The 13,385-nt window shown below is 68.6% G+C and carries 13 protein-coding genes and 2 rRNA genes (1 of these 15 only partly in view); 3 read left to right on the top strand and 12 right to left on the bottom strand.

All coding sequences use genetic code 11. The features are described from left to right. Positions 1-83: 83 nt before the first annotated feature. Both C8250_RS24655 and C8250_RS24650 read right to left on the bottom strand, forming a co-directional pair. Entirely contained in the window at positions 84-818 is a 735-nt protein-coding gene (locus C8250_RS24655) for a 3'-5' exonuclease (RefSeq protein WP_138355128.1), read from the bottom strand. Positions 819-967: 149 nt separating this feature from the next. Then, the gene (locus C8250_RS24650; protein WP_138355127.1) at positions 968-1,246 is read right to left on the bottom strand and encodes a glutaredoxin family protein; all 279 of its coding nucleotides are present in this window, start codon (positions 1,244-1,246) and stop codon (positions 968-970) included. A gap of 128 nt (positions 1,247-1,374) precedes the next feature. On the opposite strand from C8250_RS24650, the gene C8250_RS24645 reads away from it, so the two are divergent. The 3 genes from C8250_RS24645 (at position 1,375) to C8250_RS24635 (ending at position 4,931) form a co-directional block, all read left to right on the top strand. Next, positions 1,375-2,295, top strand: coding sequence for an HAD-IB family hydrolase (locus C8250_RS24645; protein ID WP_138355126.1), 921 nt, complete (start codon positions 1,375-1,377; stop codon positions 2,293-2,295). Between the two features lie 376 nt (positions 2,296-2,671). Further along, complete coding sequence (locus C8250_RS24640) at positions 2,672-3,466, top strand: ECF subfamily RNA polymerase sigma factor, BldN family (protein WP_138355125.1); 795 nt, start codon at positions 2,672-2,674, stop codon at positions 3,464-3,466. Between the two features lie 232 nt (positions 3,467-3,698). Then, on the top strand, positions 3,699-4,931 hold the full coding sequence (locus tag C8250_RS24635; protein ID WP_138355124.1) for a DUF5667 domain-containing protein: 1,233 nt from the start codon (positions 3,699-3,701) through the stop codon (positions 4,929-4,931). 75 nt (positions 4,932-5,006) lie between these two features. Here the strand turns inward: C8250_RS24635 and C8250_RS24630 are convergent, their stop codons facing one another. The 10 genes from C8250_RS24630 to C8250_RS24585 form a co-directional block, all read right to left on the bottom strand. Beyond that, complete coding sequence (locus C8250_RS24630) at positions 5,007-6,233, bottom strand: lysophospholipid acyltransferase family protein (RefSeq protein WP_187144972.1); 1,227 nt, start codon at positions 6,231-6,233, stop codon at positions 5,007-5,009. A gap of 26 nt (positions 6,234-6,259) precedes the next feature. Then, positions 6,260-7,303, bottom strand: coding sequence for an NAD-dependent epimerase/dehydratase family protein (locus tag C8250_RS24625; RefSeq protein WP_138355123.1), 1,044 nt, complete (start codon positions 7,301-7,303; stop codon positions 6,260-6,262). A gap of 233 nt (positions 7,304-7,536) precedes the next feature. Beyond that, positions 7,537-7,635 carry an AURKAIP1/COX24 domain-containing protein gene (locus C8250_RS24620; protein ID WP_003948845.1) on the bottom strand — a complete coding sequence of 33 codons (99 nt, stop codon included), beginning with the start codon at positions 7,633-7,635 and terminating at the stop codon, positions 7,537-7,539. A gap of 115 nt (positions 7,636-7,750) precedes the next feature. Beyond that, the gene (locus C8250_RS24615; RefSeq protein WP_164297503.1) at positions 7,751-7,963 is read right to left on the bottom strand and encodes a helix-turn-helix domain-containing protein; all 213 of its coding nucleotides are present in this window, start codon (positions 7,961-7,963) and stop codon (positions 7,751-7,753) included. 128 nt (positions 7,964-8,091) lie between these two features. Continuing rightward, complete coding sequence (locus C8250_RS24610; RefSeq protein ID WP_138355193.1) at positions 8,092-8,907, bottom strand: phosphatase; 816 nt, start codon at positions 8,905-8,907, stop codon at positions 8,092-8,094. Between the two features lie 124 nt (positions 8,908-9,031). After that, positions 9,032-10,207 (bottom strand): acetoin utilization protein AcuC, encoded by a 1,176-nt coding sequence (locus tag C8250_RS24605; RefSeq protein ID WP_138355121.1) that lies wholly within the window; start codon positions 10,205-10,207, stop codon positions 9,032-9,034. Continuing rightward, on the bottom strand, positions 10,176-11,375 hold the full coding sequence (locus tag C8250_RS24600) for an MFS transporter (protein ID WP_187144971.1): 1,200 nt from the start codon (positions 11,373-11,375) through the stop codon (positions 10,176-10,178). The genes C8250_RS24605 and C8250_RS24600 overlap by 32 nt, the downstream gene beginning before the upstream one ends. A 55-nt stretch (positions 11,376-11,430) precedes the next feature. Further along, positions 11,431-12,075 carry an HAD family hydrolase gene (locus C8250_RS24595; RefSeq protein WP_138355120.1) on the bottom strand — a complete coding sequence of 215 codons (645 nt, stop codon included), beginning with the start codon at positions 12,073-12,075 and terminating at the stop codon, positions 11,431-11,433. Positions 12,076-12,155: 80 nt separating this feature from the next. Beyond that, positions 12,156-12,272 (bottom strand): 5S ribosomal RNA (rrf, locus tag C8250_RS24590). A 78-nt stretch (positions 12,273-12,350) separates the two neighbouring features. Continuing rightward, a 23S ribosomal RNA gene (locus C8250_RS24585) occupies positions 12,351-13,385 on the bottom strand; it runs 2,090 nt beyond the window's last position.

Genomic DNA, 13,385 nt, shown 5'->3' with positions numbered 1-13,385 from the left:
GCCGCCCCGTGCTTGCCAGGCTATGTCTTTGTGAACGCGTGCACAAAGATAGTGTCCGCTTTGTCCAGGGGAAGTGACCGGCATCACGCACTCCCATTCCGGACATTAGGAACCATTTGCTGTGCCGAATCGTTCCACCCCTTCGGGTCGTTCGGTATTTCCGCCGACCGAACCACCGGACGATCAACGGAACGCCGCCCCAGCCAGAGCGCGTCGGCCTCCGGCATATGCGCGATCACCGGCCACTCCACTCCCGCCGCCGCCTCCACCGCTCCGGGCACGCCGGCCCGGTCCGGTGCGTCCGCCGCGTAATGGGCGAACAGCCGCGCGGTGGCCCGCGCGTCACCCAGCGCCGTGTGCGCCGCCCAGTCACCCAGTCCGGCGTCCGCTACGCAAGCCCCCAGCGAGAATCCGCGCGGAGCGGGCACCCGGGAGATGGCCATCCGCATGGTGCACAACTCCGGCACGGCCGGCAGCGTCACCCCGAGCCGCGCGTACTCCGCGACCAGGAATGCCCGGTCACAGCCCACGTTGTGCCCCACCAGCACCCTGCCGCGCAGCAGCCCCAGCAGTTTCGGCGCGATGCCCGCGAACGTCGGGGCACCGCCGAGGTCGGGCCCCTCGATGCCATGGATGTGGGTCGGGCCGACCAGCCCCTCGGGATCGATCAACGTGCTGAACTCACCCTGCGGGACGCACTCCCGGTCGAGCAGCACGACCGCCACCTCGATCACCCGGTGCCGTCGTGAACTGGACCCGGTGGCCTCCAGGTCCACGACGGCATAGCCGCCAGACCCCTGGAACCGTCCGGAGAGCACGCGCCCACACTCCTCACGCCTAGCCCCCGGGTGTACAAAACGAACTCGATGGTAATCGAATACGCGCACCACGAGTAACGCGCTCAAATCACCCGTCGGCCAGGAACGCCTCCCACCTGCGACGCAGCCGGATCCGTGTCGACCCGGCCTCAGCCGGTGAGCGCGGTACGCAGCCGCTGCTCGTCGACCCGCCAGAAGTCGTGCTGCTCGCCGTCGACCAGCACCACCGGAATCTGCTCCCAGTACTTGCGGTACAGCTCCTCGTCCTGCGTGATGTCCCGTTCCTCGACCCGGGAACCGAGCTCCCCCGCGACCTTCTCGATCACGGCACGGGCGTCGTCGCACAGATGGCAGCCGGGCTTGCCGATCAGCGTCACGGTGCGGTCGGCGGGATCCTTGCGGGCGCTACGGCGCAGGAGAGGACTCATTCGAGACATTGTGCCCCCGACCGCCACCGGCGCAGCCGGCCGGCGGGTAACACGTACGTCGCGAGGAGTTCACGCCTTCGCTCCTTACGCGGCGCGGACCGGCCGAACAAAATGGCTATGCTCGCCGCATGGCCGCTCTGCAATGGCTCACCCCCCGTAGGCGCTCCGCCACCGCGCGCAGCGTGCTGGCAGGCGAGGCCGCGGCCGAGGCCGCACTCGCGGCGCCGGAGAAGGAAGCGGAGAAGGAATCCGCCGCGCCCGAGTTCCCCGTCGTGGGGGATCCGCACGCCGCCGCCTTCTTCGACCTCGACAACACCGTGATGCAGGGCGCCGCGATCTTCCACTTCGGCCGCGGCCTGTACAAGCGGAAGTTCTTCCACAAGCGCGAGCTCGCCCGCTTCGCCTGGCAGCAGGCCTGGTTCCGGCTCGCCGGGTCCGAGGACCCCGAGCACATGCAGGACGCGCGGGACAGCGCGCTGTCGATCGTCAAGGGGCACCGCGTCGAGGAGCTCATGGCGATCGGCGAGGAGATCTACGACGAGTACATGGCCGAGAAGATCTGGCCGGGCACCCGGGCACTCGCCCAGGCCCACCTCGACGCGGGCCAGCGGGTCTGGCTGGTCACGGCCGCGCCCGTGGAGACCGCGACGATCATCGCCCGCCGGCTCGGCCTGACCGGCGCGCTGGGCACCGTCGCCGAATCCGTCGGCGGTGTCTACACCGGCCGGCTGGTCGGAGAACCGCTGCACGGCCCGTCCAAGGCCGAGGCGGTCCGGGCGCTCGCCGGCGCCGAGGGACTTCAGCTGTCCCGCTGCGCCGCGTACAGCGACTCGGCGAACGACATCCCGATGCTGTCGCTGGTCGGACACCCGTACGCGATCAACCCCGACACCCGGCTGCGCAAGCACGCCCGCGCCCACGGCTGGCGGCTGCGCGACTACCGCACCGGCCGCAAGGCCGCGAAGATCGGCATCCCGGCCGCGGCCGGGGTCGGCGCCGTCGCGGGTGGCGCGGTCGCCGCGGTCGCGATCCACCGACGCCGCCGCTAAGGCGTGTTGCGAAAGTCCCGCCTGGCCCACGGGCGAACGGCGCCACTTTCCGCAACACGCCCTAGATCCGGCACGCCGACGGCCCGTCGTACCCCCCTCTGGACCCACCGCAGTCGCAGCACTGCCACACAGCCACAACACGCACTCCCCGCGAGCAATTCACGAACAGATGCGGTCAACTTCGGTTCAGTGTTCGATAATTGATCGATCACCAATGCACCAAGGAACCGACGTAACCGGCGATTTAGGCAACACGGTGTAGCGCCGCCTGTACGAAGCGTTATTCTCCTCAGACGCAATCGGAACCCACACGTCGACCACGGCGGGTGCACGGTCCCGTACTGCACGTGATGGAAGTTCTGCCTCTGGGAGTCCCGTGTACCCACACGACGGGGTTGACACCTCCGGCCTGGCAACGCTGCGCGCATTGGTGAACGACTGCCTGCGTGTCGTCCCCGCGTTCGCCGAGCCCGCCCTCGCCACGCCCTTTCCCGCCGGCCCCGCGTACGCACTGGCCGAAGTCAGCACCGCCGCAGGCAGACGCACCCGGAACAACCCGCAGAGCGGCTCGGGCAGCAACGCTGCCGGAGGCCCCACCGCTCGACGTCCCGCCGCGGACAGTGACAGCGGCCGGATGATGGACCTCGTCGAGCGGGCCCAGGCCGGCGAGACCGAGGCCTTCGGCCGGCTCTACGACCACTACTCCGACACCGTCTACCGCTACATCTACTACCGCGTCGGCGGCAAGGCGACCGCCGAGGACCTGACCAGTGAGACGTTCCTGCGCGCCCTGCGCCGGATCGGCACCTTCACCTGGCAGGGCCGCGACTTCGGCGCGTGGCTCGTCACCATCGCCCGCAACCTGGTCGCCGACCACTTCAAGTCCAGCCGCTTCCGGCTCGAGGTCACCACCGGCGAGATGCTCGACGCCAACGAGGTCGAGCGCAGCCCCGAGGACTCGGTGCTGGAATCGCTGTCCAACGAGGCGCTTCTCGTCGCCGTCAGGAAGCTCAACCCCCAGCAGCAGGAGTGCGTGACGCTGCGCTTCCTGCAGGGCCTGTCGGTCGCCGAGACCGCACGCATCATGGGCAAGAACGAAGGGGCGATCAAGACCCTTCAGTACCGAGCCGTGCGAACCCTGGCCAGGCTTCTCCCCGAAGACGCCCGGTGAGACTGAGTTGTCCCTTTTTCCCCACCCTCTCCGGCCTTTTTTCCGGCCGCTCCGGTCCGATCATCATGACCGCGTAACCCAACTGGCGCGGCGCTCGTTGCACCACATGCAGACACCTCTCTGCCGCGCTCTGGCCGCTTCCAGTCACTCGATTGGGTGGACAGAAACAAGGAATGCAACCTTCCGGGCGGCTTCGGGAGTCGAGTGTGGATGACGAGAGGAGGTGCCGCCCATGATCGGACAAGCAACGGCACACCGTCGGGCGAACGCCTTCGCCCAGGCCCTTGAGACTGCCGGTTTTCCGGGGAAAGACCCCCGGAACTCCGACAGCGCACCCCAGGAGCCCACCGGCGAACACGGCGCCCATGCCACGGACCGGCACGCCGACCCCGATCAGGGGCGGCTGCTGGCACTGGTCGGCGCCATCGGCAACCGGCAGCCGCCGGTGCTGAGCGCCGAGGCGAAGACGGTGCAACGTGCCCAACTGATCGCCGCGATGGAGACCGCGCTTGCCGACGGCAGCCTTGAGGTCTCCCCCAAGGTCCCCGAGCAACGCACCGGCGGCGCGCACCGCGCCACCGGGCTCGGGAAGCTCAGGCCACGATCCCGCTGGTCCCGCCGGCTCGCCGCCGGCGGGCTCTCCGTGGGCGTCGCGGCCGGGGCCCTCGGCGGCGTCGCGGCGGCCAGTACGAACGCACTGCCAGGGGACACCCTCTACGGCCTCAAACGGGGCATGGAGGATCTCAAGCTGGACATGGCCAACAACGACGCCTCCCGGGGAAGCGTCTATCTGGACATGGCCGCGACCCGCATGCAGGAGGCCCGGCGCCTCATGGAGCGGGGTCGCTCCGGCGAGCTCGACAGCGAATCGGTCGGCGAGGTCCGCCGGGCGCTCTCCGGTATGCACCAGGAGGCCGCGGAAGGCCACCGGCTGCTCACCGAGGCGTACCAGCGCGACGGCTCGCTGCAGCCGATGGAGCTGCTGAACGAGTTCAACGCCTCGCACCGCGAAGGCTGGAGCCAGCTGCGCGACCGGCTGCCCAGCCAGCTCGGTGATGTGAGCAGCCAGGTCACGTCGGTCTTCGACGCCATAGAGCACGATGTCGCGCCGCTGGCCGGCAAGCTCCCCAAACCCCAGGGCAGCGAAGGCCCCGCGCACCGTCAGGCCGGCAAACCCGGCTCGGTCGGTACCGGTCACAGCGGCACAGCGACGCCGGCGCCGCACGCCCCCGCCACCGCGGAAGGCCACAGCGGCACACCGGGCACCACCGACAGCCCGAGCGCCGGCGCCGGCAAGGACCATCTGCTCGGCGGTACGGACGGACTGCTGCCCCCGTCACCGGGCACCGGCGGCGAGAACCCGTCCGATCCGGCGGCCTCCACGCCGCCGTCCGTCAACCTGCCCCCGCTGCTCCCCGGCCTGCTCCCGGGCCTCGGCCTCGGGGCGGAGGACGCCAAGGAGTAACCGGCGGTCGTGCAGGTGAAAGGGGTGGGTCCTGGCCATCGGCCAGGACCCACCCCTTTGACGTCCCGCGAGAACTCAGAAGAACACGGACCGCCGCTGCACCAGCAGCTTGTACAGCGTGTGCTGGATGGTCTCCCGGACCTGGTCCGTCAGGTTGAAGACCAGCATCGGGTCCTCCGCCGCCTCCGGCGGGTAGTGGTCGGTCCTGATCGGCTCGCCGAACTGGATCGTCCACTTCGTCGGCAGCGGCACCAGGCCCAGCGGCCCCAGCCAGGGGAACGTCGGTGTGACCGGGAAGTACGGCACGCCCAGCAGCCGTGCCAGCGTCTTGGAGTTGCCGACCATGGGGTAGATCTCCTCCGCGCCCACGATCGAGCACGGAATGATCGGCGCCCCGGTCTTCAGCGCCGTCGCGACGAAGCCGCCGCGCCCGAAGCGCTGCAGCTTGTAGCGGTCGGCGAAGGGCTTGCCGAGACCCTTGAAGCCCTCCGGCATCACCCCGACGACCTCACCGCGCTCCAGCAGCAGCTGCGCGTCTTCGGTGCAGGCCAGCGTGTGGCCCGCCTTGCGGGCCAGCTCGTTCACCACGGGCAGCACGAAGACCAGGTCGGCGGCGAGCAGCCGCAGATGCCGGCCGGCCGGGTGGTGGTCGTGGACGGCGACCTGCGCCATCAGCCCGTCCAGCGGCAACGTCCCGGAGTGGTTCGCGACCACCAGGGCCCCGCCCTCGGCCGGGATGTTCTCGATGCCCTTGACCTCGACCCGGAAGTACTGGTCGAAGAACGGCCGGAGCACCGACATGAGCACCTGGTCGGTGAGCTGCTCGTCGTAACCGAACTCGTCGACCTCGTAGTCGCCGGTGATCCGGCGCCGCAGGAACGACAGCCCGTGCGCGACCTTCCGGTCCCAGCGGGCGCCCATCAGCCGCTCGGCCGCACCGCCGAGCGCGTCGGCCAGGGCCTCGGCGACTCCCGAGGCGGGCGCCGTGCGCGGCGCGCCACCGCCGTCGGCGACTCCGGTGCCTCCCGTTGCCCCCGGGTCGCCCGCGGGGCCGTCCTGGCCCTGCTGCACGCCCTCAGGGGCGGTCGCGGGAGCGCCCGCGGGGTCGGCGTCGTCGCGCGGAGCGCGCGGCTCCGGTGCGCCGGCCGGTTCGTTCGGGAACTCCGCCGGGACGGCGGACAGCGGTGTCGCCGACGCGGCCCCTTCGTTCTTCTTGCGGGACCCCGCCCGTCCGCGCGGCCGACCCGGCCCCCGACGGGCACGGGTGTCCTCGTCGAACGGGATGACCTTGGCGTCCGCCATGCTGCGGCTCCTCCTCGTCGGTGCTCTCACGTCCGGTTGGCGCCCGCGGGAAGTGCGGCGGCGATCGCGTCGACCGTGCGGGCGAGCCGGTCGGGCGGCAGCAGGCCGGGGCCACGGCTGCGGGCGAAGTCGCAGAAGGTCTCGGCCGTCGAGTAGCGCGGCGCAAAACCGAGCGTCTCACGCATCTGTGTGGTGTCCACCACTCTGCCGTGCGTCAGCAGCCGGATCTGTTCCGGCGAGAAGTCGGTGACCCCCGCCGTGCGCAGCATCTGTCCGACCCAGGTGACGGCGGGCAGCAGCACCGGGACGGTGGGGCGGCCGAGCCGCCTGGCGGTCTGCGACAGCAGCAGGACGCCGTCGCCCGCGATGTTGAACGTGCCGCTGTTGAGCGTCCCACGGCGGGCGTCGAGGGAGGCGAGGACCAGTACGTCGGTCACATCGTCCTCATGCACGAACTGCAGCCGCGGGTCGTAGCCGAACACGGTCGGCAGCGCCGGCAGCGAGAAGTACTCCGCGAGCGGGGAGTCGGCCTGCGGGCCGAGGATGTTGGCGAACCGCAGGACGGCCACCGCCACGTCCGGCCGGCGGCGCGCGAAGCCGCGCACATAGCCCTCGACCTCGACCGCGTCCTTGGCGAAGCCACCGCTGGGCAGCGACTTCGGCGGCATGGTCTCGGTGAACACCGCCGGGTCGCGGGGCGCGGAGCCGTAGACGCTGGTCGTCGACTTCACCACGAGGCGGCGCACCGTCGGGGCCTTCTGGCACGCCCCCAGCAGCTGCATCGTGCCGATGACGTTGGTCTCCTTGACCTGCGCCCGGCCGCCGGAGCCCAGCGGGGTGCCGCTGACGTCCATATGGACGACGGTGTCGACGGCGTGCTGGGCCAGCACCTTGGCGATCATCGGGTGCCGGATGTCCGCCCTGACGAATTCCGCGTTGCCCAGCTGGTGCTCGGGCACCTCGGCGTCCACGCCGATCACCCGGTCGACCTCCGGATCATGCTGGATCCGGCGGACGAACCGGCTGCCGAGCTTTCGCGCGACTCCGGTGACGAGCACCACCTTGCCCACGATTCAGCGCCTTCCGTCAGGGATGTACGCACCGTATCGGTTCGATGTTGCGCTGTGATGACGGCCTCCGGGCCGTTGGCCACGGCGGCCGCACCGGAACGACCCCCGTACGGCGGGCGCCCCGCCCCTTCGGCTACCCCCGGGTAGCCGAGGTACCCCGGAAACGCAGCTGCCCTCCCACCGCCGTGCGGAGCACGGTGGTGGGAGGGCAGGAAGTGCAGCGAGTGGCTCGCTTACTTCTTGTTGCGACGCTGCACACGCGTACGCTTCAGCAGCTTGCGGTGCTTCTTCTTGGCCATACGCTTGCGCCGCTTCTTGATGACAGAGCCCACGACTACCCTCGCTTCGTTTTCACTCGGTGCGGGGCGTCCGAGCCCACACGACCTACGTCGGCCAAGCCTACCCGCCCCGAGGGGGCGGGTAGAACCGAGGCGACCGAGAAGGCCGTCAAGCAGATTCCCCCACCCCCACGTAGGACTCACGCAGATAGTCGTGGACGGCTTGTTCTGGCACCCGGAAGGACCTGCCCACCCGGATCGCCGGCAGATGGCCGCTGTGTACCAGTCGGTACACGGTCATCTTGGACACACGCATCACTGAGGCGACCTCCGCCACAGTCAGGAAAACGACCTCGTTGAGAGGCCTGTCGCTAGCAGCCATGACACACCTGAACCTTCCGCACATGACGGCCACCGGCTTCCCCTCCGGTGACTCCAGCAGGCACGTGCGCTCCTCCCCAGATTAGGTGCGGGTGATGCAAGTGGGGAAGAGGAGTTGCGATCGGTTGACTACTGTGACAGACACGCTCGATTGAGTACATAGCGTGTAAGCGGCCGGTAGTAATCGGACCGCACAGCGTCATCAAGCGGAACGGCGACGGAAACCCGCCCCTCCGCCTCGGCCACGAAGACCGCCGGATCGTCGGCGTCCGCCAGCCCGATCGCCTCGATGCCCAGCTGACCAGCCCCGCAGACCCACCCGTGATCACCGACCACCAGTCCCGGCAGCTGCCCCCCACGGCCGGCCGCGGCGGCCAGTGCGGTACGAACCGGGAGGGGGGAGTGCGTGTGCGCCCCGGGCTCACCCGAGGTGGGGAGCGCGTCCACGGTGCGGACCATCGCGACTCCGCCTACGTACCAAAGGTTGTGCTGGCGTAGCCCGAATCGGGTCAGAATGTCGATACGTCGACCATGCGCGGAGGTGAGGACAGGACATCCCGCCGCCGACAACGCGGCAGCCAATCCGGCGTAGAAGCCCAGGAGTCGGTGCGGATGACCTGTTCCGATCAGCACCGGAACCCGGTCAACAGCCGCCCGCGCCAATCGTTCCGCAAAAGCGTCGAGTGCCGCCACCGTGCAGTCGGGGTCGATCACATCCTGCCCCGAAGTGTGTCCGGGATCCGGGGAAACCCCGCATCTTTCGGCCATCAGCCGCAACAACTCCGCGGTACCCCACGCCCCTTCGGGGTCGAGGCCGAGCGTCTGGCGCGGATCGCGTGCCGCGAACATCCGATAACTGAGCAGACTTTTCTCCCGGGGCGTCGCCACGGGACCGGCCAGCCGGGCCGCCAGCAGATGCGCGCGCAGCGCGCCGACACTCAGCACGCCTTCGATACTGCCGTCCATGCCGCCGTCATCCACCCGAAACCGGAAAACGCACCCCTTGCGGGTGATTGGTGCTCAATACCACCCATCCCGCTCGCTTCTCCTGCCCGCCCGTTCGGCCGGCTCAGGCCAGCAGGCCGTGCAGCGGGAACACCGCGCGCCGGGTCGCCAGAACCGCCTGGTCGAGGCGGTCCGCCGGGTCGTACCCCGCCTCCTCGAAACTCCGCCAGACGACCGGGTGACGGCCGTCCGTCATCCGCGCGGGCGCCACGGCCCGCGCCGCCCGGTACACCTCGTGCCGCCACGCCTCCGGCGTCTCGGCGGCGGGATCGATCGGCGTGCCCGCGGCGATCGCCACCAGATGCGTCCAGGAGCGCGGTACGACGTCCGTCACCGCGTAGCCGCCCCCGCCGAGCGCCACCCAGCGGCCCTCCGCGTGCTCGTGCGCCAGCTCGTGACACGCCTCGGCGACCGCGCGCTGCGCGTCCAGACTCACCGCGAGATGCGCCAGCGGGTCCTCGAAATGGGTGTCCGCGCCATGCTGCGAGACGACGACCTGCGGCCGGAAGGCCGCGATCAGCTCCGGTACGACGGCGTGGAACGCCCGCAGCCACCCCGCGTCGCCCGTCCCGGCCGGCAGCGCGATGTTCACCGCCCCGCCCTCCGCGCCGGCGCCACCGGTCTCCTCCGGCCAGCCGGTCTGCGGGAACAGCGTCCGCGGGTGCTCGTGCAGCGAGATCGTCAGAACGCGTGGATCGTCCCAGAAGACGGCCTGCACCCCGTCCCCGTGGTGCACATCGACATCCACGTAGACCACGCGCTCCGCACCGAGCTCCAGCAGCCGCGCCACCGCCAGCGCCGCGTCGTTGTAGACGCAGAAGCCCGCGGCGGAGCCCGGCATCGCATGATGCAGGCCGCCGGCGAAGTTCACCGCGTGAGCAACGTCACCGCTCCACACCGCCTCGGCCGCCCCGACGGACTGCCCGGCGATCAGCGCGGAGGCCCGGTGCATGCCCGCGAAGGCCGGGTTGTCCTCGGTACCGAGGCCGTAGTCCAGCTCCACCGAGTGCGGATCGGCGGAGACCCGCCGCACCGCGGCCACGTAGTCGGCGCGGTGCACCAACCCCAGCGTGGAGTCCCCGGCGGCCGGCGCGGAGGTCACCTTGAGCGCCTGGTCCAGCCCGAAAGCCTCGACCAGCCGCATCGTGAGCGACAGCCGCACCGGGTCCATCGGATGCCCGGGGCCGAAGTCGTAACCTGTTACCTGCTCATCCCACATCAGCTGTGCGCGGCCGCTCATGGCCGACACGGTATCGGGCCTCGCCGGTGTCGAACGACTTGGCATAGAGCAGAGTCGCCAGCACCAGCACCATGGGGATCAGCATCGCGCCCCGGTAGCTCCACGCGTCACCGATCGCACCCACGAGCGGGGCGCCGATCAGGAAACCGACGTAGTTGAAGATGTTCAGCCGCGCGATGGCCGTGTCCGAGGCGCCGGGGAACAGCCGTCCCGCCGCCGCGAACGTCGTCGGCACGATGACGCACAGCCCGAACCCCAGCAGCGTGAACCCGAGCATCCCGGCCCACGGGCCCGGCGCCGCCGCGACCACCCCGAACCCGACCGCGGCGAGCACCGTACCGGCCCGCACCACGGCGGCCCCGCCGAAGCGCCGCACCCCGAGGTCCCCGGCCGCCCGGCCGAGCAGCGTCGTCACCATGTAGATGTTGTACGGAACGGTGGACAGCTGCTCCGAGCTCCCGAGCGTGTCCTGCAGGTACTTCGCGCTCCAGTTGGAGACCGTCGAGTCCCCGATGTACGCGAAGGCCATCACCAGGCAGAGCGGCAGCAGCAGCCGCATCACCACGGGTGTCGCCACGGGAGCCGCCGCGCCCTCGGCCACCGGTTCCGGCCGCTGGTCCACGTACCAGCGGCTCCCGATGAGAACGAGCGGGATCAGCACGACGGCGACCGGCGCGTAGAGCACCGCGAGCGACAGATGCCAGTGCGCCCCGGCCCACGCCAGCGAGGCGCCGGTGATGCCGCCGAGGCTGTAGGCGGCGTGGAAGCCGAGCATGATGCTCCGGCCGTAGGTGCGCTGCAGGCTCACACCCAGCATGTTCATGGAGGCGTCGAGCCCGCCGACACAGATGCCGAACAGGCCCAGCGCCACGGCTATCTGCCACATGGCGTTCCCGGAACCCGCCGCGACCAGGACCAGCGCGACCAACGGCTGGACCCACCGCAGTACGACACTGGGCCGCACCCGCTTCACCAGGTGCTCGGTCGCAACGCTGCCCGCCCCGGCCAGGATCGGCACCGCGGCGAGGAAGACCGGCAGCAGCCCGTCACTGATGCCGTAGCGATCCTGGATCGCCGGGATACGGGTCACGAGCAGAGCGAAAACCACGCCCTGGCTGAAGAAGCTGACCGCCAGCGAGGCCCGGCCATGCCGCAGAGATGCGTCCATGAGCGAGCAGCGTAGATCCCGAAGCTACGGATGAGTAGGTGTTGCGGGTCACAAGTTAGACGATCAGATCCAGGAGCTCGTGCATCTCGCTGAACAGGGCATTGGCGTCCCCGAGCTTGGCCACGGGAGTCATCGCGGTGAACCCGTACACGTCCATCCCGGCCGCCACGGCCGCCTGCACTCCCAGCGGGCTGTCCTCGACGACCGCGCACCGCCCGGGAGCGATTCCCATCACCTGTGCCGCGTGCAGGAAGAGGTCCGGTGCCGGCTTCCCGCGCCCGACGTCCTGCGAGCTGAAGATGCGCTCCTCACCGAAGTGCTCGAAGAGCCCGGTCTTGTGCAGCGCCACCCGGATCCGCTCATGGCTCCCCGACGAGGCGAGACAGTACGGCACCCCCTCCGCCGTCAGCTTCCCCAGGACGTCCCCGACCCCGGGCACCGGCTGGAGGTCCCGCCGGAACGCCTCGAACACCCGAGCATGGAAGACGTCGTTGAAGTCCGCCGGCAACTTCTGCCCGGACTGCTCCAACACCAGCTCGTGGACCCGGTGCATCGCGGAGCCCATGTAGTCGCGGATCGACTCCTCGTACGACGTGGGGTGGCCGAGTTCCGTGAGATGGCCGGCGAGGATCCGGTTGGAGATCGGCTCACTGTCCACGAGGACGCCGTCGTTGTCGAAGATGATCAGGTCGTAGCGCATGGCACCACTGTAGGGAACGCCGGTATCGACAACGCAAAGAAGCCCCCAGGCAATAGCCTGGGGGCTTCTTCTCAAAAATTGTTCGGCGGCGTCCTACTCTCCCACAGGGTCCCCCCTGCAGTACCATCGGCGCTGAAAGGCTTAGCTTCCGGGTTCGGAATGTAACCGGGCGTTTCCCTAACGCTATGACCACCGAAACACTATGAAATTAACCAACCGGGTATTATCACGGTTCGTTACTTCAGAACTACACAGTGGACGCGAAGCAAAAATAGTTAGACAAGCCCTCGGCCTATTAGTACCAGTCAGCTCCACCCGTTACCGGGCTTCCACATCTGGCCTATCAACCCAGTCGTCTACTGGGAGCCTTAACCCCTCAAAGGGGGTGGGAATACTCATCTCGAAGCAGGCTTCCCGCTTAGATGCTTTCAGCGGTTATCCTTTCCGAACGTAGCCAACCAGCCATGCCCTTGGCAGGACAACTGGCACACCAGAGGTTCGTCCGTCCCGGTCCTCTCGTACTAGGGACAGCCCTTCTCAATATTCCTACGCGCGCAGCGGATAGGGACCGAACTGTCTCACGACGTTCTAAACCCAGCTCGCGTACCGCTTTAATGGGCGAACAGCCCAACCCTTGGGACCGACTCCAGCCCCAGGATGCGACGAGCCGACATCGAGGTGCCAAACCATCCCGTCGATATGGACTCTTGGGGAAGATCAGCCTGTTATCCCCGGGGTACCTTTTATCCGTTGAGCGACGGCGCTTCCACAAGCCACCGCCGGATCACTAGTCCCGACTTTCGTCCCTGCTCGACCCGTCAGTCTCACAGTCAAGCTCCCTTGTGCACTTACACTCAACACCTGATTGCCAACCAGGCTGAGGGAACCTTTGGGCGCCTCCGTTACTCTTTAGGAGGCAACCGCCCCAGTTAAACTACCCACCAGACACTGTCCCTGATCCGGATCACGGACCGAGGTTAGACATCCAGCACGACCAGAGTGGTATTTCAACGACGACTCCACAACAGCTGGCGCTGCCGCTTCAAAGTCTCCCACCTATCCTACACAAGCCGAACCGAACACCAATATCAAGCTATAGTAAAGGTCCCGGGGTCTTTCCGTCCTGCTGCGCGAAACGAGCATCTTTACTCGTAGTGCAATTTCACCGGGCCTATGGTTGAGACAGTCGAGAAGTCGTTACGCCATTCGTGCAGGTCGGAACTTACCCGACAAGGAATTTCGCTACCTTAGGATGGTTATAGTTACCACCGCCGTTTACTGGCGCTTAAGTTCTCAGCTTCGCCACACCG

The sequence above is a fragment of the Streptomyces sp. So13.3 genome (genome assembly GCF_005860785.2).
In the GTDB taxonomy this organism is placed as follows: Bacteria; Actinomycetota; Actinomycetes; order Streptomycetales; family Streptomycetaceae; genus Actinacidiphila; species Actinacidiphila fildesensis.
Note: the sequence above shows the minus strand (reverse complement) of the source record. Positions and strands in the feature narration are given on the sequence as shown.

What these genes read in the sequence shown, in the direction of transcription:
- C8250_RS24595 (WP_138355120.1), bottom strand. Translation starts at nt 12,075, where the DNA reads ATGCGCTACGACCTGATCATCTTCGACAACGACGGCGTCCTCGTGGAC.
- C8250_RS24650 (WP_138355127.1), bottom strand. Translation starts at nt 1,246, where the DNA reads ATGAGTCCTCTCCTGCGCCGTAGCGCCCGCAAGGATCCCGCCGACCGC.
- C8250_RS24635 (WP_138355124.1), top strand. Translation starts at nt 3,699, where the DNA reads ATGATCGGACAAGCAACGGCACACCGTCGGGCGAACGCCTTCGCCCAG.
- C8250_RS24645 (WP_138355126.1), top strand. Translation starts at nt 1,375, where the DNA reads ATGGCCGCTCTGCAATGGCTCACCCCCCGTAGGCGCTCCGCCACCGCG.
- C8250_RS24605 (WP_138355121.1), bottom strand. Translation starts at nt 10,207, where the DNA reads ATGAGCGGCCGCGCACAGCTGATGTGGGATGAGCAGGTAACAGGTTAC.
- C8250_RS24630 (WP_187144972.1), bottom strand. Translation starts at nt 6,233, where the DNA reads ATGGCGGACGCCAAGGTCATCCCGTTCGACGAGGACACCCGTGCCCGT.
- C8250_RS24615 (WP_164297503.1), bottom strand. Translation starts at nt 7,963, where the DNA reads ATGGCTGCTAGCGACAGGCCTCTCAACGAGGTCGTTTTCCTGACTGTG.
- C8250_RS24600 (WP_187144971.1), bottom strand. Translation starts at nt 11,375, where the DNA reads ATGGACGCATCTCTGCGGCATGGCCGGGCCTCGCTGGCGGTCAGCTTC.